Source organism: Microbacterium sp. C7(2022) (assembly GCF_028823665.1).
Taxonomy (GTDB): domain Bacteria; phylum Actinomycetota; class Actinomycetes; order Actinomycetales; family Microbacteriaceae; genus Microbacterium.
Window position 1 is genome coordinate 63,918 of the sequence record NZ_JAPEHV010000005.1, and the last position, 20,009, is coordinate 83,926.

Annotated in this window: 15 protein-coding genes and 2 pseudogenes; 11 read left to right on the forward strand and 6 right to left on the reverse strand. The window is 66.6% G+C overall.

Going from position 1 to position 20,009, the window contains the following annotated elements:
• Window positions 1-69: 69 nt before the first annotated feature.
• Window positions 70-534: pseudogene (gene pilM / locus ON062_RS13975) on the forward strand (type IV pilus biogenesis protein PilM); the annotation flags it as partial.
• Between the two features lie 45 nt (window positions 535-579).
• Here pilM and ON062_RS13980 read toward each other — a convergent pair.
• A pseudogene (locus ON062_RS13980) lies at window positions 580-1,266 on the reverse strand (GspE/PulE family protein); the annotation flags it as partial.
• Window positions 1,267-1,405: 139 nt separating this feature from the next.
• Between ON062_RS13980 and ON062_RS08650 the strand changes: the two are divergent.
• Window positions 1,406-2,404: a YihY/virulence factor BrkB family protein gene (locus ON062_RS08650; RefSeq protein ID WP_274646737.1), complete on the forward strand. Its 999-nt coding sequence runs from the start codon at window positions 1,406-1,408 to the stop codon at window positions 2,402-2,404.
• Here ON062_RS08650 and ON062_RS08655 read toward each other — a convergent pair.
• On the reverse strand, window positions 2,401-3,132 hold the full coding sequence (locus ON062_RS08655; protein ID WP_274646738.1) for a glutamine amidotransferase: 732 nt from the start codon (window positions 3,130-3,132) through the stop codon (window positions 2,401-2,403). The genes ON062_RS08650 and ON062_RS08655 overlap by 4 nt on opposite strands.
• 271 nt (window positions 3,133-3,403) lie before the next feature.
• On the opposite strand from ON062_RS08655, the gene ON062_RS08660 reads away from it, so the two are divergent.
• The 3 genes from ON062_RS08660 (at window position 3,404) to ON062_RS08670 (ending at window position 6,865) form a co-directional block, all read left to right on the forward strand.
• A complete protein-coding gene (locus ON062_RS08660; protein ID WP_274647045.1) occupies window positions 3,404-5,842 on the forward strand; it encodes a glycogen/starch/alpha-glucan phosphorylase in 2,439 nt (812 codons plus the stop codon).
• Between the two features lie 113 nt (window positions 5,843-5,955).
• On the forward strand, window positions 5,956-6,189 hold the full coding sequence (locus ON062_RS08665) for a response regulator (RefSeq protein ID WP_274646739.1): 234 nt from the start codon (window positions 5,956-5,958) through the stop codon (window positions 6,187-6,189).
• Window positions 6,176-6,865: a CYTH domain-containing protein gene (locus tag ON062_RS08670; protein ID WP_274646740.1), complete on the forward strand. Its 690-nt coding sequence runs from the start codon at window positions 6,176-6,178 to the stop codon at window positions 6,863-6,865. The genes ON062_RS08665 and ON062_RS08670 overlap by 14 nt, the downstream gene beginning before the upstream one ends.
• 470 nt (window positions 6,866-7,335) lie before the next feature.
• Here the strand turns inward: ON062_RS08670 and lpdA are convergent, their stop codons facing one another.
• Both lpdA and ON062_RS08680 read right to left on the reverse strand, forming a co-directional pair.
• Window positions 7,336-8,736: a dihydrolipoyl dehydrogenase gene (gene lpdA, locus ON062_RS08675; protein ID WP_274646741.1), complete on the reverse strand. Its 1,401-nt coding sequence runs from the start codon at window positions 8,734-8,736 to the stop codon at window positions 7,336-7,338.
• A gap of 10 nt (window positions 8,737-8,746) precedes the next feature.
• Window positions 8,747-9,409: a copper resistance CopC family protein gene (locus ON062_RS08680; RefSeq protein ID WP_274646742.1), complete on the reverse strand. Its 663-nt coding sequence runs from the start codon at window positions 9,407-9,409 to the stop codon at window positions 8,747-8,749.
• Window positions 9,410-9,536: 127 nt separating this feature from the next.
• On the opposite strand from ON062_RS08680, the gene ON062_RS08685 reads away from it, so the two are divergent.
• The 3 genes from ON062_RS08685 to ON062_RS08695 all read left to right on the forward strand — a co-directional run bounded on the left by ON062_RS08685 (window position 9,537) and on the right by ON062_RS08695 (window position 11,344).
• Complete coding sequence (locus tag ON062_RS08685; RefSeq protein WP_274646743.1) at window positions 9,537-10,001, forward strand: FHA domain-containing protein; 465 nt, start codon at window positions 9,537-9,539, stop codon at window positions 9,999-10,001.
• Window positions 10,001-10,690, forward strand: a complete 690-nt coding sequence (locus ON062_RS08690; protein WP_274646744.1) for a MerR family transcriptional regulator — start codon at window positions 10,001-10,003, stop codon at window positions 10,688-10,690. Before ON062_RS08685 ends, ON062_RS08690 begins: the two co-directional genes overlap by 1 nt.
• Window positions 10,691-10,798: 108 nt before the next feature.
• Window positions 10,799-11,344 carry a MerR family transcriptional regulator gene (locus tag ON062_RS08695; protein ID WP_274646745.1) on the forward strand — a complete coding sequence of 182 codons (546 nt, stop codon included), beginning with the start codon at window positions 10,799-10,801 and terminating at the stop codon, window positions 11,342-11,344.
• 109 nt (window positions 11,345-11,453) lie between these two features.
• Here the strand turns inward: ON062_RS08695 and ON062_RS08700 are convergent, their stop codons facing one another.
• Window positions 11,454-12,263: a ParA family protein gene (locus tag ON062_RS08700; RefSeq protein ID WP_274646746.1), complete on the reverse strand. Its 810-nt coding sequence runs from the start codon at window positions 12,261-12,263 to the stop codon at window positions 11,454-11,456.
• A 73-nt stretch (window positions 12,264-12,336) separates the two neighbouring features.
• Between ON062_RS08700 and ON062_RS08705 the strand changes: the two genes are divergently transcribed.
• Genes ON062_RS08705 through def form a run of 3 tightly spaced genes read left to right on the forward strand, consistent with a single transcriptional unit; the run spans window position 12,337 to window position 18,034 of the window.
• The gene (locus ON062_RS08705; RefSeq protein ID WP_274646747.1) at window positions 12,337-15,744 is read left to right on the forward strand and encodes a pyruvate carboxylase; all 3,408 of its coding nucleotides are present in this window, start codon (window positions 12,337-12,339) and stop codon (window positions 15,742-15,744) included.
• Between the two features lie 47 nt (window positions 15,745-15,791).
• Entirely contained in the window at window positions 15,792-17,537 is a 1,746-nt protein-coding gene (locus tag ON062_RS08710) for a MinD/ParA family protein (RefSeq protein WP_274646748.1), read from the forward strand.
• 5 nt (window positions 17,538-17,542) lie between these two features.
• Window positions 17,543-18,034, forward strand: coding sequence for a peptide deformylase (gene def / locus ON062_RS08715; protein ID WP_274646749.1), 492 nt, complete (start codon window positions 17,543-17,545; stop codon window positions 18,032-18,034).
• Between the two features lie 57 nt (window positions 18,035-18,091).
• Here the strand turns inward: def and ON062_RS08720 are convergent, their stop codons facing one another.
• Complete coding sequence (locus ON062_RS08720) at window positions 18,092-19,918, reverse strand: long-chain fatty acid--CoA ligase (RefSeq protein ID WP_274646750.1); 1,827 nt, start codon at window positions 19,916-19,918, stop codon at window positions 18,092-18,094.
• Window positions 19,919-20,009: the final 91 nt, after the last annotated feature.

The window sequence follows — 20,009 nt, forward strand, 5'->3', positions numbered from 1 at the left end:
GGGAAGGAAGGTGAGTGATCATGGCGAAGACCGTCGTGGCGCGCTCCCACCCTCGTCGCGGCAGGTGAAGTGCCCCTGCCGCCAGGCGCAGCCAAAGACTCCGAAGTTCTCGATCGAGATGCCGTCGCCCTGGCGCTGCGTCAGCTCTGGACGCGCTCGGGAATCAAGAGCCGCAAGGTGACACTCGCGATTGGTAGCCGGCGCATTCTCGTTCGGGAATACACCACCCAAGCGATGCGCGCCGACCTTCTGCGCCAGGCGCTGCCGTACCAGGTGCAGGACCTCCTCCCGGTGCCGGTGAGCCAAGCCGTGCTCGATTTCTACCCCACGGCAGAAGCCGATGGCCAGATCACCGGCCTTCTCGTTGCCGCCGTGACCGAGACCATCGAAGAGCTCATTGCCACCATGGCGAAAGCGAAGCTCGAGATCGACACGGTCGACCTCGTCCCGTTCGGGCTCGCACGCATCGCGCGGGGCCTCGGCGCCGAGCGCGAAGCCCTCGCCATGATCCACGTCGGTGACCACACCAGCTACGTCGTCATCGCTGTCGATGGCATCCCGCAGTTCGTGCAAACGTCCGTCCTGGGGGCGCCGACGCTCGGCGATGTCAATCGCCGACATGATCTTCAGGCGCGAGATCACGCCGTCCTGAATCGCGCGGTCCGCGCGCTGCATCTCGTGCAGCACGCCGTCGATGCGGAACCGGACCGTGAGCTGCTGCTCGCCGGGCTCGATGTGGATGTCACTGGCGCGGTCATTGATGGCCTGCGTGATGAGCAGATTCACGAAGCGCACCACAGGGGCATCCGCGTCCTGATCATCCAGAGCTTCGGTGAAGGTAAGTCCCGACGCAGAGCCCGCCGTCTCGCCGATTTGCTCCGACAGGTCGCTCAGCTCTTCGTCCGAGCGCAGGTACCGCTCGAACGCCTGGCGCAGGGAATCCGCGGCGACGACGACAGCCTCAACCTGCAGGTCGGTGAGGCTCGTCACATCGTCGATCGCGATGATGTCGGTAGGGTCGAGCATCCCGACAATCACCTTGCCGCGCATGCGATCCAGGGGGATCAGCTGATACCGGCGGCACAGGTTGCCGGGGACGAGTGCGAGAACATCCTGCGGGATCTCGATCTCGCTGATGTCGTAGTACCGGTGGCCGGTGTGCACGGCAATCGCCTCGGCGATCTGCGCCTCAGTGGCCAGGTGCTCACTGACGAGCAGCTGTTGCAATTCCGGCCCGTCGCCCGCCTTCGCGAGCGCCGCCGACATGTCAGGAGCACGAACCGCCCCCGTCAGCACCAGCGTCTGCGCAAGTCCCTTCACAATGACTCCCCAATCCCCGTTGCCATACTACGGCCCACGTGTCCACCCCGGCGCGGGTGTCGTGCGGCGTCGCTATGGTCAAGGCATGAAGGAGTTCGTCGCGAAAGCCATTCGGTGGGTGCTGACTCTCAAGGTCGTGCGCTCCTTCCTCCTCTACAGCGAGCGCCGCGGCCCGATGCTCGCCGACAGCGTGACCTATCGCACCCTCTTCAGCGTCTTCGCCGGCGTGCTGCTGGGCTTCTCGGTCGCGGCGATCTGGCTCGCCGACAACCCCGTCGCGTGGCAAGCACTCGTCGATGCGGTGAATCGCGCGATCCCGGGGCTCGTCGGCCCCGACGGCATCATCAAGACCAGTCAGATCGAAGCCCCGCCGGGAGTGACGATCGCCGGCGCCATCTCGGTGATCGTGCTCGTCGGGGCGGCGATCGGCGCCATCGCCACGCTGCGCCTCGCGATTCGATCGATCGCCGACTTCGCACAAGACGACGGCTTCTTCTTGTGGGTCTACCTGCGCAACCTGCTGATCGCCCTCGGCATCGGCGCGGCCCTTGCCGCGTCGGCGGCGATCACGTTCTTCGGCAGTGCCGGGCTCAGCATCGTCGGGCAATGGCTGGGCCTCGCTGAGGACGACGCCCTGCTGCAGTTCGGAACCCGCACGCTCGCCCTCGTGGTCGTGTTCGCATTGGATGCCGCGGTCATCGCGGTGCTGTTCCTGGTGCTCTCCGGCGTCAAGCCGTCGGCACGGTCGCTGTGGTCGGGGTCGTTGCTCGGAGCGGTCGGGTTGATCGTGCTGCAGCAGTTGTCCTCCCTCTTCGTCGGCGGTGCGGACTCGAACCCTTTGCTTGCCACCTTTGCGTCGCTCATCGCGTTGCTGCTGTGGTTCAACCTGTCGGCCCAGGTCATCCTGATCGCCTGCGCGTACATCGTCACCGGCATCGAAGAAGAACGCGACCGCGTGCGTGCCAAGTTCGGAGCCTCGACCTTCGCGCAGCGCCGCGTGCGGCGCGCCGAGAACGAGGTGCGTCTGGCGAAGAAAGAACTCGCCATCGCGCGCAAGGCCGAGGCCGAAGAGCGGCAGGGCTAGCGCGCGTAGCGCTCGACGAACGTGCGGAGCATGAGGCTCGGATGCTGCACCGCAGCACGCTGCACGGCCGAGAGAGTCAACTCCAACTCGTCGGCGGCGAAGTAGCCGTGGTTGGCGTACGCATGAATGCGCGTCGTGATTCCCTCGAGGTCGAGCTCGGGGTGGAACTGCGTGGCGTAGATGTTCTGCTTCACCCGGAACATCTGCACCGGGCACGTGGGGGATGACGCCAGCAACGTCGCCGAGGGCGGCAACGTGCGGATCGCCTCTTTGTGGCCGACGAACGCCTCGAACGTACGCGGAAGGCTATTCAAGAGCGGATCGACGGCACCGGCATCCGTCATCGTCACCGGCACCACGCTGATCGGCTCACCGTAGGTGCGATCGATCACGGCGCCCTGGTGCGCGCCGATCGTGCCGACGCCGTAACAGGCGCCGAGGAACGGGAAGTCCCGCGCGACCACTTCGTCGAGCAACGTGCCGAACTCGGCTTCGACGCGGCGCTGCACCGCCGACTTCTTCTCGATCGGGTCGGACGCGTTGAACGGGCCGCCCCCGACGAAGATGCCCGACAGGTCATCGAGATCCAGCTTCGGCATCGGGGCGGCTTCGAGCCGGATGCGGATCAGTTCGCGCTCGGTGAGGCCGGTGTAACGAAGGAAGAGCGCGTACTCCTCGTCGGCGGGTACGTCTTCGGCCCGCGTCGCGAGCAGGACGAACGGTTTCACTCCCTCACCTTAACGCGAGTGGGTGCCCGACCGTGACGGCCGGACATCCACTCGGCCGTGTTGCGAAAACGTTCTAGTACCAGCGGCGGCTCGTCACGTTACGAATGGGAAAAACTTGGGGCCGGTCCGTGCCGCAGAGCGCGGGGGAGTGGCATCCGCTCACTATGTTCGTATTGTGAGCCTCGAACAGCCCTCCGCCTCTGCATCCGGTGACCCTCAGCCCGCGCGCGCCGCGCTGCGCGCCGAGCATCCGCTGGCCATCGCGCCGGTGATGGCGCCGCCCGTGACCGTCGACGGGTTCGTGGCCCAGTTTCTGCGCAACCTCAACTTCGACCGGGGAGTCGCGCTGTCGGCGTCGAGCATCACCGACCAGTACTTCGCCCTCGCCTACACCGTGCGCGACTACCTCGTGGCGCGATGGCTCGAAGACCAGCGGCGCCTGCGCGAGACCCAGGCGAAGACCGTCTGCTACCTCTCGGCCGAATACCTCCTGGGGCGACAGCTCGACAACGATCTGCTCGCCGGAGGCCTCGACGAGATCGCTACCGAAGCGCTCGCCGCGTGCGGCATCGACATCGCCGACCTGCGCGACGCCGAAGTCGAGCCGGGCCTCGGCAACGGCGGGCTCGGCCGGTTGGCAGCCTGCTTCATCGACTCGCTTGCCACGATGAGCGTGCCGAACATCGGCTACGGCATTCGATACGAGTACGGCATCTTCCGGCAGACCTTTGTCGACGCGCAGCAGGTTGAGCAGCCCGACGCGTGGCTGACGATGGGCTCGCCGTGGGAGTTCCCGCACCCCGAGGCTGCGCAGACGGTGTCGTTCGGCGGGCACACCGAAACCTACGACGACGACGGAGTCACCCGCACGCGTTGGGTGCCCGGCTGGGGTGTGCAAGCGGTGCCCTACAACCTGATGGTCCCCGGCTTCCAGAACGGACGCGTGAACACCCTGCGCCTGTGGAGCTCCGTGGCCACCGACTCGTTCGACCTGCGCGTGTTCAATTCCGGCGATTACGAAGAAGCCGTGCGCGCGCAAACCTTCGCCGAGAACATCTCGAAGGTGCTCTACCCCGAAGACTCCACGCCGCAAGGCAAAGAGCTGCGCCTGCAGCAGCAGTACTTCTTCGTCGCGGCATCCATCGCCGACTTCCTCTCGCAGATGGTGCCCGACGACGCCGACCTCACCGCGCTCGGCGATCGCGTCATCTTCCAACTGAACGACACGCACCCCGTCATCGCCGTGCCCGAGCTCATGCGCGTGCTCGTCGACGAGAAAAAGATGGAATGGGATGCCGCGTGGGCGGTCACCCAGCAGTGCTTCGCATACACGTGCCACACTCTGCTGCCCGAGGCGCTCGAAGTGTGGTCGGTCGATCTGCTGGGCCGCCTCTTGCCGCGACACCTCGAGATCATCTACCGCATCAACGCGGAGTTTCTGCTCGCCGTTCGCGAGCGGTTCGGCGACGACGAAATGCGCATTCGCGACATGTCGATCATCGCCGAATACCCCGAGCGCTCGGTGCGCATGGCCTACCTCGCGACCGTCGCCGGAGCGAAGGTCAACGGCGTCGCCGAACTGCACTCGCAGCTACTGCGCGACAAGGTGCTGCCGGCGTTCGACGAATTCTTCCCGGGGAAGTTCACCAACGTCACCAACGGTGTCACCCCGCGCCGGTTCATGCGGCTGGCCAATCCGCAACTGTCGGGGCTGCTCACCGACACCCTCGGCGCCGGGTGGGAGACCGACCTCGACCGGCTGCGCGGGCTCGAAGCGTTCGCCGATGACGCTGACTTCCGGGCGCAGTTCGCCGAGGTGAAGGCCGCCAACAAGCGGCGCCTGAGTGAAGTCCTGCACGCCCGTGACGGGTTCGACGTCAGCGACGGGCACATGCTCGACGTGATGGTCAAGCGCCTCCACGAGTACAAGCGGCAGATGCTGAAGGTGCTCCACGTCGTGTCGACGTATGAATCCGTGGTGTCGGGCCGGGTCGCGGCATCCGATCTCCAACCGCGCACCGCGGTGTTCGGCGCGAAAGCCGCGCCCGGCTACCAGATGGCGAAGCGCATCATCCATCTCATCAACGCCGTCGGCAGTGTCGTGAACGACGACCCGCGGCTCGAGGGACGACTGAAGGTGCTCTTCCCGCCCAACTACAACGTCACGCTCGCCGAGCGCGTGATCCCCGCCGCCGACCTGTCGGAGCAGATTTCGCTCGCCGGCAAAGAGGCATCGGGCACCGGGAACATGAAGTTCGCCCTGAACGGCGCGCTCACGATCGGCACCGACGACGGAGCGAACGTCGAAATTCGCCAGCTCGTCGGGGACGAGAACTTCTTCTTGTTCGGCATGAGCGAGCCCGAGGTCGAGGCCCTGTGGGCTCGCGGGTACAAGCCGTCGTCGTTCTACCAAGCGGACGACGACCTGCGCCGGGCGATCGACCTGATCGCGTCGGGTGTTTTTTCGGGCGGGGACCGGTCGGTGTTCGAGCCCCTGGTGTCGAACCTGCTCTACGACGACCGCTTCATGGTGCTCGCCGACTTCACGTCGTACATGGCGGCGCAGCGCCGGGTGGATGCCGCATACGCCGACCAAGACGCCTGGAACCGTGCGGCGATCCTCAACATCGCGCGCTGCGGGTTCTTCTCGTCCGACCGCTCCATGCGCGACTACATCGACCGCATCTGGCACACGCCGCCCATGGTGTGAGGGGCGGCCCGGTTGGGCTTGCGGGGCGGCGGGTGCGGCATCCGGCCGTGAACCAGCCATGCCGTGATGTCAACCCCTGCTCGCAGTTCGGTACCCAGGACTAGGGTGGGGCCATGGCTATTGCACGACTTCACGGCGGCCCGCTCGACGGGCAGGTTCTTCCGCTCGACGACGAGAACGAGGACTCGATCATCGTTCCGTACAGCGAGACGCAGGTCGTCTACCGACGGCAGGGCGGTCTCGCGAACACGGGACAGGGCGATGGCCCCACCGAGGGCGAGTTCTGGTTCGTTGAGTCTCAGGACGACATCGACCCCGACGCCGACTCCGCGCGTGACCGACGCTGAGGGTGCGGCCGGCGTCGCTGGCGCGGCTGCTGACGCTGGCGCGGCTGCTGACGCTGGCGGCGATGCCCCCGAGCGGTCGGTCGAGGTAGAACTCAAGTTCGATGCCGACGCCGACACCCGGGTGCCGGACTTCTCGGGGTTGCCTGGCGTGGCATCCGTGACCGCGGGGGAGCTGCGCGAACTCGACGCTCGCTACCTCGACACGGCCGAGTTTTCGCTCGCGTCTGCTGGCTACGCATTGCGGCGTCGCACCGGTGGCCACGACGCGGGGTGGCACATCAAGGGTCCGCGCGTCGGCGACGCCCGAGTCGAGCTGCAGTGGCCACTCGGCGAGTGGGATACCGTGCCGGGCGCCGCGGTCGCGGCGCTGGCGCATGTGACGGATGCTCCGCTCGGCCCGCTGGCACGAATTCGCAATCAACGCACCGCCTACAACCTGCTCGATGCCTCCGGCGGGGTCGTCGCCGAATTCGCCGACGACCACGTCGATACGCTCGACGAGCGCTCCGGCGCAACGCGTGAATGGCGCGAGTGGGAGATCGAACTCGGCCCCGCCGCGCCGAGCGATGCCGACGAGCGCGCGGCGTTCTTCGCCGCCGTGCGCGACGCCGTGTTCGCCGCCGGCGGCCGCGAGGCGTCATCCGCGTCGAAGCTCGCCCGCGCGCTCGGCTACTGACCCTCCCGCGCTGCCGCGCTGCCGCGCTCCCGCGCTCCCGCGTGGGTCACCTTCGCTCCGCCCCCACGATCTGTTGCGCTTCAGCGCAGATTGTGGGGGTGGAGTGAAGCAGCGTGTGGTTCCGCCCCCAGGATGTGTTGCTTCCCAGCGCAGATTTTGGGGGCGGAGCCGATTCTGGGGGCGGAGCCTAGGCGAACGTCGGCGTGCGATTTCCGCCCCCAGGATGTGTTGCTTCCCAGCGCAGATTTTGGGGGTGGAGCCCAAGGGGGTGCGGCTCCGCCCCCACGATGTGCTGCGGAACCCAACAGATCTTGGGGGTGGAGCGGATTTGCGGGGTGGGGGTGGAGTGGATTTGCGGGGTGGAGGCGTGCCCGGGCCGTCGGGCACCCGGGCCTCGACGCGCGGGCCGCCGGGCGCAACGAAGGGGACCCCGAGCCGAAGCCCGGGGTCCCCTTCAAAACGCGGATGCGTCACATGTTGATCATGTGGCCAGCGAGGCCGTGGAAGGCCTCCTGCACGGCCTCCGACAGCGTCGGGTGCGTGTGGACGTTGCGCGCGCCCTCGAGCGCGGTGAGGTCCCACTTCTGTGCCAGCGTCAGCTCGGGCAGAAGCTCCGACACGTCCGGCCCGATGAGGTGCCCACCGAGAAGCTCCAGGTGCTCGCCGTCGGCGATGAGCTTGACGAAGCCGACCGGCTCGCCCAGACCGTTGGCCTTGCCGTTCGCCGAGAACGGGAACTTTGCGACCTTCACGTCGTAGCCCGCGTCGCGCGCCTGCTGCTCGGTCAGACCGAACGATGCGACCTGCGGCGAGCAGAACGTCGCGCGCGGCATCATGCGGTAGTCGCCGAGCGTCATGGTCTCGGCCTTGCCGATCGTCTCGGCGGCCACGACGGCCTGCGCCTCTGCCACGTGGGCGAGCTGCAGCTTCGCCGTCACGTCACCGATCGCGTAGATGTGGGGCACCGAGGTGTGCATGTAGTCATCGATCTCGATGGCGCCGCGATCGGTCAGCTTCACGCCGGTCTTGTCGAGACCGAAGCCCTCGACGTTCGGGGCGAAGCCGATCGACATGAGTACCTTGTCGGCGTCGATCGACTGGGTGTCGCCGCCGGCGTTGGGCGTGTAGGTGACGGTGACCTTGTCGCCGTGGTCGGTGACGGTCTCGACCTTGGTCGAGGTGAGGATGTCGACACCCAGCTTCTTGTACTGGCGCGCGATCTCCTTCGACACATCGGCATCTTCGTTCGGCAGCGCCCGGTCGAGGAACTCGATGATCGTGACCTTCACGCCGTAGTTGACCAGCACGAAGGCGAACTCCATACCGATGGCGCCGGCGCCGACGATGACGATCGACTCGGGCAGTTCGCGCGTGAGGATCTGCTCCTCGTAGGTGACGACGTTGTCGCTCAGCGTCACGCCGGGCAGCAGGCGCACCTTCGAGCCGGTGGCGATGATCGCGTTGTCGAAGGTGACGCGCTCGCTCGAGCCGTCCGACTTCGCGACGTCGATGGTGTTCGCGTCGACGAAGGACCCGCGGCCCTCGTACTCGGTCACCTTGTTCTTCTTCATCAAGAAGTGGATGCCCTTGACGTGCGTGCCGGCGACGGTGCGGCTGCGATCCCACGCGGTGCCGAAGTCGAAGGCAACGTCACCCTTGATGCCGAACAGGTCGGCCTTGTGGGTGAAGGTGTGGGCGAGGTCTGCGTTGCGCAAGAGAGCCTTCGAGGGGATGCAGCCCACGTTCAGGCACACACCGCCCCAGTACTTCTCTTCGATGATCGCGACCGAGAGGCCGAGCTGAGCACTGCGGACTGCCGCGACGTATCCGCCGGGGCCCGCGCCGAGAATGACGACGTCGTAGTGAGGCATGACTGCAAGCCTATCGCTGAGTGGAGGACGAGGAATCAGCGAGCGCCTTGTTTTGGCGCGCGCGAGAAACGAGCAAATAGATCACGGCGCCGCCGAGCCCGGCGAGGATGATTCCGCCGATGACCCACGGCCACACATCGCCGAATGAGCTGCCTTCCGCGGGAGCGACCGGCGTCGCACTCGGCGACTCGACAGCCGTCGGCGTCGGTTCTGCCGAAGGCGACTCGGTGGGCTCAGTGCTCGGCGATGGAGTCGGGCTCGGCTCGGGTGCGGAAATCTCGAAGGCGTACTCGCCCGAGATGGGGTGGCCGTCGCTCGAGACCACCTTCCACAGCACGGCGATCTCGCCGGACGCGTCCGGGCTGAGAGGTTGCGTGAGCACGTTGTCGGTGATCTCGGGATCGCCCGCGGTCACGTCAGCTCCGGCGGCATCCGTCACCTGAACTTCCGAGGCGCCGGGCTCTGTCGAGATCAGGCCGCTGAACGTGAGCACGATCGCCTCGGGTGCCGCGTCGAGTGTCGCGTCGGCGGTGGGTTCTGATCCGACGAGTTCGTCGTGCGCGTGCGCAGAGGGTGACAAGAAGAGGATGGATGCCGCGGCCAACAGTGCCGCGATGATCACGGCGACAACGGGGCGAGCGGTGCGTGCGCGAGTACGAGTTGTGGAAGCCATCCCTCCCAGGCTACGCCGCCGCGTGAATGGGCTCGCGCGTGCACCAAGGAAAAACGTTGTCGCGGACGAATCCGCCGCTCGAACATGGTGTGTCTTCGGCTAGGCTTGCACGTCAGAGGAGGATCACGTGGAGGAATACCGCCGTCCCGACGGTTCCAGTCGGCCCGTCGACGTCACGCAGACGTTCGGCCACGACTCGGACCTGTCCTTCGTCCCGTTCGGTAGCGAACTCGGCGAAGCAGAGCTCGAGGCGATCGAGGCGCTCCCGACGGGCGCTGCCCTGCTGATCGTCCGATCTGGTCCCACCGCGGGTGCTCGCTACTTGCTTGACACCGATGTCACGACCGTGGGCCGTCACCCCGAGGCAGACATTTTCTTCGACGACGTCACGGTCTCTCGCCGTCACGCTGAGATCACGCGCTCGGGCCACGACTTCGAACTCGTCGACCAGCGATCGCTCAACGGCACCTACGTGAACGGGGAGCGCGTGGATCGCGCCGCGCTGGTCAACGGTGCTGAGGTGCGTGTGGGCAAGTTCCGCCTCAACTTCTTCGTTTCCCCGGCCGATCTCGAGCAGGCTGCGAACGCCTGATGGCGGCTGCTTCCGCCCGCCAGCGCTCAGCCTCGGCGGGCCTGCTCAGCATTGGTCAGGTGCTCGCGCGTCTTGCGCCAGAGTTCCCGAGTCTCACCTCGAGCAAGCTCCGCTTTCTCGAAGTTCAGGGCATCGTCACGCCCCTGCGCACCGAGTCGGGGTACCGAAAGTTCTCGCCGGCCGATCTCGATCGCCTGCGCCTCGCGTTGACGCTGCAGCGTGATCACTACCTGCCGCTGTCGGTGATCCGCGAGTATCTCGAGGATGTGGATGCCGGGCGCAACCCGGCTACGCCAACGGCTGTGCCGCCCCCCTCGATCGTGCCGGCGCCGCGCCGCTATCGGCGGGACGAACTCTTGGCGGCATCGGGTGCTGCTCCGCAGTTGTTGAACGACGCGATCAGTACCGGAGTGCTCGGTACGGATGCTTACACCGACCAGTCGGTCGCACTGATGAGAGCGCTGGTTGCCCTTGATCGCCACGGCATCGAACCGCGGCACTTGCGTGCGTTGCGACAGGGCGCCGAGCGCGATGTGTCGCTGATCGAATCGGCACTCGCGCCCTTGCTGCGTCGCACTGACTCTTCGTCGCGCGGGCGCGCGGGGGAGATCGCACCCGAGCTGGCGCAACGGCTCGAAGAGGTGCGGGGGATCTTCGTGAAAGCAGCACTGGACCGCATGCTGGACTGATCAGGCGGTCGCGAATCTGCGACACGCCGAACGCCGAACGGCCGATGTCATTGCCGCGACGCGTGCGCTGTTCTAGCGTGGAGTAATCACATCGGGAGGGGGACGAGCATGACGGCTCGTGAGATCGTGGACGGTGAGCCGTTCACGGCGGAACTCCTCTTCACCGACGGACTGCCGCAGATGGACGACGAGGTCGGCTATCGCGGAGCAGTGGCGGCTCGCGCGGCAGGGATCACCTACCGCCAGCTGGACTATTGGGCTCGCACCGAGCTGGTCGAGCCGACCGTGCGCAGCGCGAGTGGATCGGGCTCGCAACGCCTCTACGGCTTCCGCGACATCCTCGTGCTGAAGCTCGTCAAGCGTCTTCTCGACACCGGAATCTCGTTGCAGCAGATCCGCACGGCTGTCGAACAGCTCCGCGCCGCGGGAATCCGCGATCTCGCGGGGACCACGTTGATGAGCGACGGTGCCTCGGTGTACTTGTGCACCTCGAACGATGAGGTCATCGACCTCGTCAGCCGCGGCCAGGGTGTGTTCGGCATCGCCGTCGGCAAAGTGCTGCGTGAGGTGGAGTCCACTCTCGTCGACTTCGACCCCCAGGTTGCCGATGCAACCGATGAGCTCGCTGCGCGGCGCGCCGCACGCTCGGCCTGAGGCTCGCGCGCTGCGCGCCTGACGGCATCGCTGCGCGTGGCGGCATCGCTGCGCGCTGACAGTGTCGCGCCGACGACCGCTCGCGCGGGCAATCAGCCGCGGGGAGAACTCAGGCCGGTGTCTGACCAGGGACCGGCACACGGCCGGTACGAATGATGCGATCCAGAAGTGCGTCGAAGTCGGATGCCAGTTCTTGGGCCGAGTCACCGGGCCAGATGTGCAGCGGCTTGGCGGCACCCTGTGCTTGCTGCAGTGAGGTGCGCTCGGGCAGCTGCGGGGTCAACACCAGGGGGCCGAACATGTCGCGCAGCTCTTTGATGCGGAACTGGTGCTCGATCGACTGGGGGCGCACACGGTTGACGACGATGCCCAACGGCTGGAGTCGCGGCGACAGCCCGCGGCGGATCTCTTCGATGGCACGCAGTGCGCGGTCGGCGGCTGCCACGGAGAACAGACCCGGTTCGGTCACGACGATCACCCGGTCGCTCGCGGCCCACGCCGTGCGCGTGAGTGCGTTGAGCGAGGGCGCGCAGTCGATCAGCACGAGGTCGTAGTCGGCCTCGATGGTGGCGAGGGCCTCTTCCATCTTCCACACGTCACGGACGCTGGGGTGTGGGCCGTCGAAGTTGATCGCCGACGGGCTGCCGATCATCACGTCGATGGTGCCGGGGTGTACTTTCGTCCACCCGCTGGAGGTAATGGCCTGCTTGACCACCTTCTCCTTGGGATTCGCCAGGACATCGGCGACGTTCAGGCGGCCAGCCACCTGAATATCGAGCCCCGTCGAGACGTCGGATTGCGGGTCGAGGTCGACGACGAGCGTACGGACACCGCGGGCGAAGGCCGCCGACGCGAGTCCGAGAGTTACGGTCGTCTTGCCGACTCCACCCTTGAGCGAGCTGACGGAGAGGACGTGCACAAGTCACTACGTTACCTTCCTCTAGGCTGATAGCGCACTGAGGCCCGCCCGCACCGCCGCCCACGGAGGTCGAATGTTCCGCAAGATCCTTGTCGCCAACCGCGGAGAGATTGCTATCCGCGCGTTCCGCGCCGCCTACGAATTGGGAGCCCGCACGGTCGCGGTGTACCCCTACGAGGACCGCAATTCGCTGCACCGACTCAAGGCCGACGAGGCGTACCTGATCGGTGAAGAAGGGCACCCCGTCCGCGCGTACCTCGATGTGGCGGAGATCATCCGCGTCGCCCGAGAGGCCGGCGCCGACGCCATCTACCCCGGGTACGGCTTCCTGTCGGAGAACCCCGACCTCGCCGAGCAGGCCGCCGCGAACGGCATCACGTTCATCGGACCGCCCGCCTCGGTGCTCGAAATGGCGGGGAACAAAGTCACCGCCAAGCAGCACGCGATCTCGGCCGGCGTCCCCGTCCTGCGCTCGACCGAGGCGTCCGACGATGTCGACGCGCTCCTCGCGCAGGCAGATGAGATTGGCTTCCCGCTGTTCGCCAAGGCCGTCGCCGGTGGTGGCGGTCGCGGCATGCGCCGTGTCGAGTCGGCCGCCGAGTTGGCTCCCGCGTTGGCCGAGGCCATGCGCGAGGCGCAGAGCGCCTTCGGCGACCCTCGCATGTTCCTCGAGCAGGCCGTCCAGCGCCCGCGCCACATCGAGGTGCAGATCCTCGCCGACACGGCCGGTCACACGGTGCACCTGTTCGAGCGTGACTGCTCGTTGCAGCGTCGTCACCAGAAGGTGATCGAGATTGCCCCGGCCCCCAACCTCGATGACTCGATCCGCACTGCCCTGCACGGCTACGCGGTCGCATTCGCTGAGTCGATCGGCTACCAGAACGCGGGCACGGTGGAGTTCCTGCTCGAGACCGCCGGACCTCGCACGGGTGAGGTCGTCTTCATCGAGATGAACCCCCGCATCCAGGTGGAGCACACGGTGACCGAAGAAGTCACCGACGTCGACCTGGTGCAGTCCCAGATGCGCATCGCCGCCGGTCAGACTCTGCCCGAGCTCGGCCTCGAGCAGAGCCAGATCCACGTGCGCGGCGCCGCGCTGCAGTGCCGCATCACCACCGAAGACCCGACGCAGGGCTTCCGTCCCGACACCGGCAAGATCACGACCTACCGGTCGCCCGGTGGTGCCGGCATCCGTCTCGATGGGGGAACCACGGCCGCGGGCGCTCAGATCTCGCCGCACTTTGACTCGATGCTCTCGAAGCTCACGTGCCGCGGCCGCGACTTCGGCGCCGCCGTGCTGCGCGCGCGCCGTGCGCTGGCGGAGTTCCGCATTCGCGGGGTTTCTACCAACATCCCGTTCTTGCAGGCGGTGCTCGATGACCCCGAGTTCGTCCGGGGCGACATCGCCACCTCGTTCATCGATGAGCGGCCCGAACTGCTCAAGGGTCGCGAGTCGAAGGACCGCGGCACCAAGGTGCTCAACTGGCTCGTCGACACGACGGTGAACAAGCCCAACGGCGACAACCCGCTCTCGATCGAGCCGCGCCTGAAGCTCCCGGCCCTCGATATCACCACCGAACCGGTCGCCGGTTCGCGCCAGCGGCTGCTCGAGTTGGGACCGGCAGGGTTCTCTCAGGCCTTGCGCGCTCAGAGCGCACTCGCCGTCACCGAGACCACGTTCCGCGACGCGCACCAATCGCTCCTCGCGACCCGTGTGCGCACGAAAGATCTGGCAATGGTCGCGCCCTACGTCGCACGGCTCACGCCCGAACTGCTCTCCGTCGAGGCATGGGGCGGCGCGACCTACGATGTGGCGCTGCGATTCCTCGGCGAAGACCCGTGGGAGCGCGTCGATCGCCTGCGCGCCGACCTGCCGAACGTGGCAATCCAGATGCTGCTGCGCGGTCGCAACACGGTGGGCTACACGCCCTACCCGACCGAGGTCACCGATGCCTTTGTGGCCGAGGCCGCGGCATCCGGAATCGATATCTTCCGCATCTTCGACGCGCTCAACGACGTCGCTCAGATGCGCCCCGCGATCGACGCGGTGCTGGCGACCGGTACCGCGGTTGCCGAGGTCGCCCTGTGCTACACGGGTGACCTGCTGAACCCGGCCGAAGACCTCTACACGCTCGACTACTACCTCTCACTCGCAGAACAGATCGTGGATGCCGGGGCCCACATCCTGGCCATCAAGGACATGGCAGGGCTCTTGCGACCCGCTGCCGCCGCGCGGTTGGTGTCGGCACTGCGCGAGCGCTTCGACGTTCCGGTGCACGTGCACACCCACGACACCGCAGGTGGCCAGTTGGCGACGCTCCTCGCCGCGAGTGCAGCCGGGGCGGATGCCGTTGACGCGGCCGCGGCACCGATGTCGGGAACGACGAGTCAGCCTTCGCTGTCGGCACTCGTCGCAGCACTTGCGCACACTGAGCGCGACACGGGCATCAACCTTGACGCCGTGTCGAGCCTCGAGCCGTACTGGGAGGCAGTGCGCCACATGTACCGCCCGTTCGAGTCGGGTCTTCCCGGACCCACGGGACGCGTGTACCACCACGAGATCCCCGGTGGTCAGTTGTCGAACCTGCGCCAGCAGGCGATCGCGCTGGGTCTGGCCGAAGATTTCGAGCTCATCGAAGACATGTACGCCGCAGCCAACCGCATTCTGGGGCGCGTGCCCAAGGTGACGCCGTCGTCGAAGGTCGTCGGCGACCTGGCGCTGCACTTGGCCGCTGTGAAGGCCGATCCTGACGATTTCGAAGCCAACCCGCACAAGTACGACATCCCCGACTCAGTCGTGGGTTTCATGGCGGGGGAGCTCGGGGATCTGCCGGGTGGATGGCCCGAGCCGTTCCGCAGTAAGGTGCTCGCCGGCCGCGAGCCGTCGATTGAGGTGACGCCGCTGACGGATGCCGAGCAGCAGGCGCTCGAGGGTGACTCGCAGTCGCGCCGCGACACGCTCAATCGCCTGCTGTTCCCGGCGCCGACGCGCACGTTCGCTCAGATGCGCGACCTGTTTGGCGACCTGAGTGTGCTCGACACGGCCGACTACCTCTACGGATTGACGCCGGGTGCCGAGCACGTCGTCGAGATCGAGCGGGGCGTGCAGCTCTTCGTCGGTCTCGAAGCGATCGGTGAGGCCGATGACAAGGGCATGCGCACCGTGATGACCACGCTGAACGGTCAGTTGCGACCGGTGTTCGTGCGCGATCGCAGCATCACGGTAGAAGCGCGTCAGGCAGAGAAGGCCGACACCAGCAAGCCGGGTCAGATCGCGGCACCTTTCTCGGGTGTCGTGACGCTCAAGGTGGGCGTCGGTGACACGGTCAAGGCCGGGGCGCCGGTCGCGTCGATCGAGGCGATGAAGATGGAGGCGGCGATCACGTCGGCCATTGACGGTGTTGTGGAGCGGCTTGCCATTGGCGCGACGCAACAGGTGGAAGCGGGCGACCTTTTGCTCGTTGTCCGCCCTGCGCAGTAGCCTGGAGGGCGGCACCCGCCCGAAACATGCCGCAGGAGATACCGCTAGTGACGCCCGATCGCCCCGACCACACGCACGACGACGCTGAGCACGGAGTGCTGTCGGACACCGGAAACCTCGACACCACGGGGCTCGGCATCATCGCCGCGGGCACCGAGCAGGTGAGCGTCGAGCTGCCTTCGAATGACGATGAGGACGATGACTTCGTTGAAGACGACATCCCCGTTTCCAGCGACTTCGATGCACTGATCGCGGGGCGCTCGATCACGATCGAGGTCGCCGCCGAAGACATGCCGGCGCGCGAGCCCGAATCGTTCGAAACCGGAGAGGTCACCACGGCGGAAATCGTCGAGGTCGACGGTGACGGCACGGCCGAGACTGAATCAGATGAGGATGCCACGGCCAAGGATGCTGTGACCGGCGGTGTGTCGTCGACTGTCGACGCGGAGCCATACACCGGGGTGGATCTGGACGGTGACCTCGAGTCGGACGCGGAGGCTGGAGCCGAGGCGGAGTCCGAGGCCGGGACGGAGGCAGGAGATAACGCGGACGTCGCGACGGAAGCGGATTCCCTAACAGCGGCAGACGCCGCCCCGGAGGGCGATGTGGTCGACGAGCCCCTGTCCTTGCACGTGTTGCCCTCGGTAGAGTCCGAAGACAGCGCCCACGCTGAGCAGAACCAGGCGTTTGTTTCGACGCCCGAGGGGGAGGAATCCGACATGTCAGATCCCGCGGCATCCCAGCCCGCGTCCGCCCCGGCGGCGGCATCCGCTGCTCCGCTAACACGACGCGCGACCGGTGAGGTCGCGTTGACCTCGAAGCGCCTGGGCGAGTTCGAGGCCGATCGCGAGACGGCGGATCTGCTCACGGCTGACCGCTTGCTCGACCCGAACCATGTCGTAAAGTCCGAGCCCGAAGGGGCATGGCAGCACTTCGTCTATTCGATCTCGGGTCGCCGCATCAACCTCGGCGACAGCAAGCGCGCCCGTGCACGCAAAGAACTCGATCGCCGCATCGCCGCGCCACTCGCCGGCGGCGCGCGGTTCGTCCCGGTGCTCTCCCGCAAGGGTGGCGTCGGCAAGACGACGGTGACGACCCTCCTCGGGATGGCCCTGGCCGACGCGCGCGACGACCGCGTGATCGCCGTCGACGCCAACCCGGACCGCGGCACCCTCGCCGAGCGCATTTCGCGCACCGGTGGCAAGACCGTTCGCGATCTCGTGCGCGTGCGTGGCGACGTCGTGGGGTTCAACGACCTGTCGGGCATGGTGGCTCGAGACGAGACCCGACTGGACGTCGTGGCCTCCGACGCTGACCCGCGAGTGAGCGAGGCGTTCAGCGACGCCGACTACCGCGATGTCGCATCGCTGGCGGCTCACTACTACTCGATCGTTCTGACCGACACCGGCACCGGAATCGTGCACTCGGTGATGGAGGCCACGCTCGACGCAGCCGACCAGCTCGTGATCGTGGCCGGCCTGAGCGTTGATGAAGCGCGCCTTGCGTCCGAGACCCTCACGTGGCTTGAGACCAACGGGTACGCCGCAGCCGTGCGCAACGCGGTCGTCGTCATCAACAGCGCCCGCCCCGGCTCGCCGGTCGTTCGGCTGGAAGAACTCGAGGCGCACTTCAAGACGCGCGTGCGCGCCGTGCAGCGGATGCCGTATGACCCGCACATCGCGGCGGGCAGTGCGATTTCGTTCCGCGACCTGCAGGCCGAGACCCGTCTGGCCGCGCGCGAGCTCGCCGCGACCGTGGTCGAGGGCCTCCGCTCGCTCGCGACGGCCGCGTAGTCGCGATGGCTGTTCGCTCGATCCGGGTCTTCGGCGACCCGGTACTCACCTCTGTCAGCGCGCCCATCGAAGAGATCGACGACGGCGTTCGGGCGCTCGTGGCCGACCTGATCGACACCGTGAAGCTGCCCGGCCGCGCCGGCGTCGCGGCACCGCAGATCGGCGTGGGGCTCCGCGCATTCAGTTACAACGTGGACGGCGAGATCGGCTACATCCTCAACCCTGTCCTCGTCGAGGTATCGGGTGAGCCCGAAGCGATCGGTGAGGGATGCTTGTCAGTGCCGGGTCTGTGGCACGACACCGTCCGTTACCCGTACGCACGCGTGGTGGGGATCGACCTCGACGGCAACGAGCTCGTTCTCGAAGGCGAGGGTCTCATGGCCCAAGCCCTGCAGCACGAGACTGACCACTTGGACGGCAAGCTCTACCTGAGCAGGCTCGAGCCCGCCGAGCGTCGCGTCGCTATGCGCGAAGTGCGAGAGTCTGACTGGTTCTGACGCTGCCCGCATAAGAAAAGCCCGATCCGCAAGGATCGGGCTTTTCTTGTAGCTGCTCTACGAGAGCGACACGTTGGTGGTATTCACCGGCACCGCGTACAGCTCGGCGACCTCGTCGGCGAAGTCATCCATGATGACGTTTCGCTTGATGCTCATCTTCGGGGTGAGGTGGCCGGTCGCCTCGGTCCACTCCGTGCTGAGGATCGTGAACTTGCGGATCGACTCAGCACGCGACACCCGAGTGTTCGCGTTGTCGATGGCGCGCTGCACCTCGGCGCGCACCTCGGGGCTCTTCGATGCCTCTTCGAGAGTCATGTTCGCGTTGAGCCCGTTGTTGCCGAGCCACGTCGGCAGCATTTCGGGGTCGAGCGTGACGAGGGCGCCGATGAACGGCTTCTGGTCGCCGACGACGACAACCTGACCGACGATCGGGTTCGCCCGGATGGGGTCTTCGAGAGCGGCCGGTGCGACGTTCTTGCCGCCGGCGGTAACGATGATCTCCTTCTTGCGACCGGTGATCGTGAGGAAGCCCTCATCGTCGAACGAACCGATGTCGCCGGTGCGGAACCACTCACCGTCGAACGTTTCGGCCGTTGCCTCGGGGTTCTGCCAGTACTCCTTGAAGACATTGATGCCGCGTACCTGGATCTCGTCGTCTTCGCCCAGGCGAACGCTGACGCCGGGGAGCGCGGGGCCGACGGTGCCGATCTTCGACTTGGTCGCCAGGTTGACCGTCGCCGGTGCGGTGGTCTCGGTCAGGCCGTAGCCCTCGAGGATCGTGACCCCCAGGCTGTGGAAGAAGTGTCCCAGTCGCGGCCCGAGCGGTGCCGAACCCGACACGGCATACGTCACGCGGCCGCCCATCGCGGTGCGGAGCTTGCTGTAGACGAGCTTGTCGAAGAGGGCGAACTTGATCTTCATGCCCAGCGGAATCTTCTTGCCGTCCTGCAGCATGGTCGAGTGATCGATCGCCGTCTGGGCGGCGGCGCGGAAGATCTTGCCCTTCCCGCCCGCTTCGGCCTTCTGTTCTGCGGAGTTGTAGACCTTCTCGAACACGCGCGGCACAGCCAACAGATACGTGGGCTTGAACGAACCGAGCGAGGGGAGGAGCTGCTTGGTGTCGGGCTGGTGACCCGTCTTCACGCCCGCTTCGATGTTCAAGATCGAGATGAAGCGCGCGAACACGTGGGCAGTGGTGATGAACAGCAGCGTCGATGCGCCAGGAACCGCGACGACCTCGCTGAGTGCGCGGTGCGAGTTGCGCGACAGCTCGACGAAGTTCGAGTGCGTGAGCACGCAGCCCTTGGGGCGACCGGTCGATCCCGACGTGTAGATGAGTGTGGCGATGTCGGCACCGTTGGCGATGTTGCGACGACGCTCGATCTCTTCGTCGGTGACGTCGGATCCCTGCTCGGTGAGCGTCGCCAGAGCGCCCTTGTGCATCTCCCAGACGTTGCGGATGAGCGGCAGATCGTCGCGAACCTCTTCGATGCGCGCGGAGTGGTCCTCGAGTTCGGCGATCACGGCGACGGCGCCGGAGTTGTTGAGGATCCAGCTGATCTGCGAGGGCGAGCTGGTTTCGTACACCGGTACCATCACTGCGCCGGCGAAGAACAGCGCGAAGTCGACGAGCGTCCACTCGTACGTCGTGCGTGCGATGAATCCCACCTTGTCGCCCGGCTCGACGCCAGCGGCAGCGAAGCCCTTCGCGAGTGCGACCACCTGCCGGTGGAACTCGGTCGTCGTGATGTCGCGCCAGCCGTCCCCCTCGGGCACGGCGAACAGTGCGAGGTTCGGGCTCTCCTTCAAGCGTGACATCAACAGATCTGTCACGTTCGCCTTCGGGTCGGCGGGGACGATGGCGGGGACTTCGAACTGAACCACGGCAGCTCCTTCGGTACCGGTGAATCTCGGGTAGGACGTCCTTAGAGTGTAATCGGGCATTAACCCGAACATTGCGCCGCATCCCGAATTG

Bases quoted from the DNA above. Each gene is read 5' to 3' on its own strand.
- lpdA (WP_274646741.1), bottom strand. From the start codon at position 8,736: ATGCCTCACTACGACGTCGTCATTCTCGGCGCGGGCCCCGGCGGATAC.
- ON062_RS08690 (WP_274646744.1), top strand. From the start codon at position 10,001: ATGGCGGCTGCTTCCGCCCGCCAGCGCTCAGCCTCGGCGGGCCTGCTC.
- ON062_RS08705 (WP_274646747.1), top strand. From the start codon at position 12,337: ATGTTCCGCAAGATCCTTGTCGCCAACCGCGGAGAGATTGCTATCCGC.
- ON062_RS08665 (WP_274646739.1), top strand. From the start codon at position 5,956: ATGGCTATTGCACGACTTCACGGCGGCCCGCTCGACGGGCAGGTTCTT.
- ON062_RS08660 (WP_274647045.1), top strand. From the start codon at position 3,404: ATGGCGCCGCCCGTGACCGTCGACGGGTTCGTGGCCCAGTTTCTGCGC.
- ON062_RS08680 (WP_274646742.1), bottom strand. From the start codon at position 9,409: ATGGCTTCCACAACTCGTACTCGCGCACGCACCGCTCGCCCCGTTGTC.
- ON062_RS08650 (WP_274646737.1), top strand. From the start codon at position 1,406: ATGAAGGAGTTCGTCGCGAAAGCCATTCGGTGGGTGCTGACTCTCAAG.
- def (WP_274646749.1), top strand. From the start codon at position 17,543: ATGGCTGTTCGCTCGATCCGGGTCTTCGGCGACCCGGTACTCACCTCT.
- ON062_RS08695 (WP_274646745.1), top strand. From the start codon at position 10,799: ATGACGGCTCGTGAGATCGTGGACGGTGAGCCGTTCACGGCGGAACTC.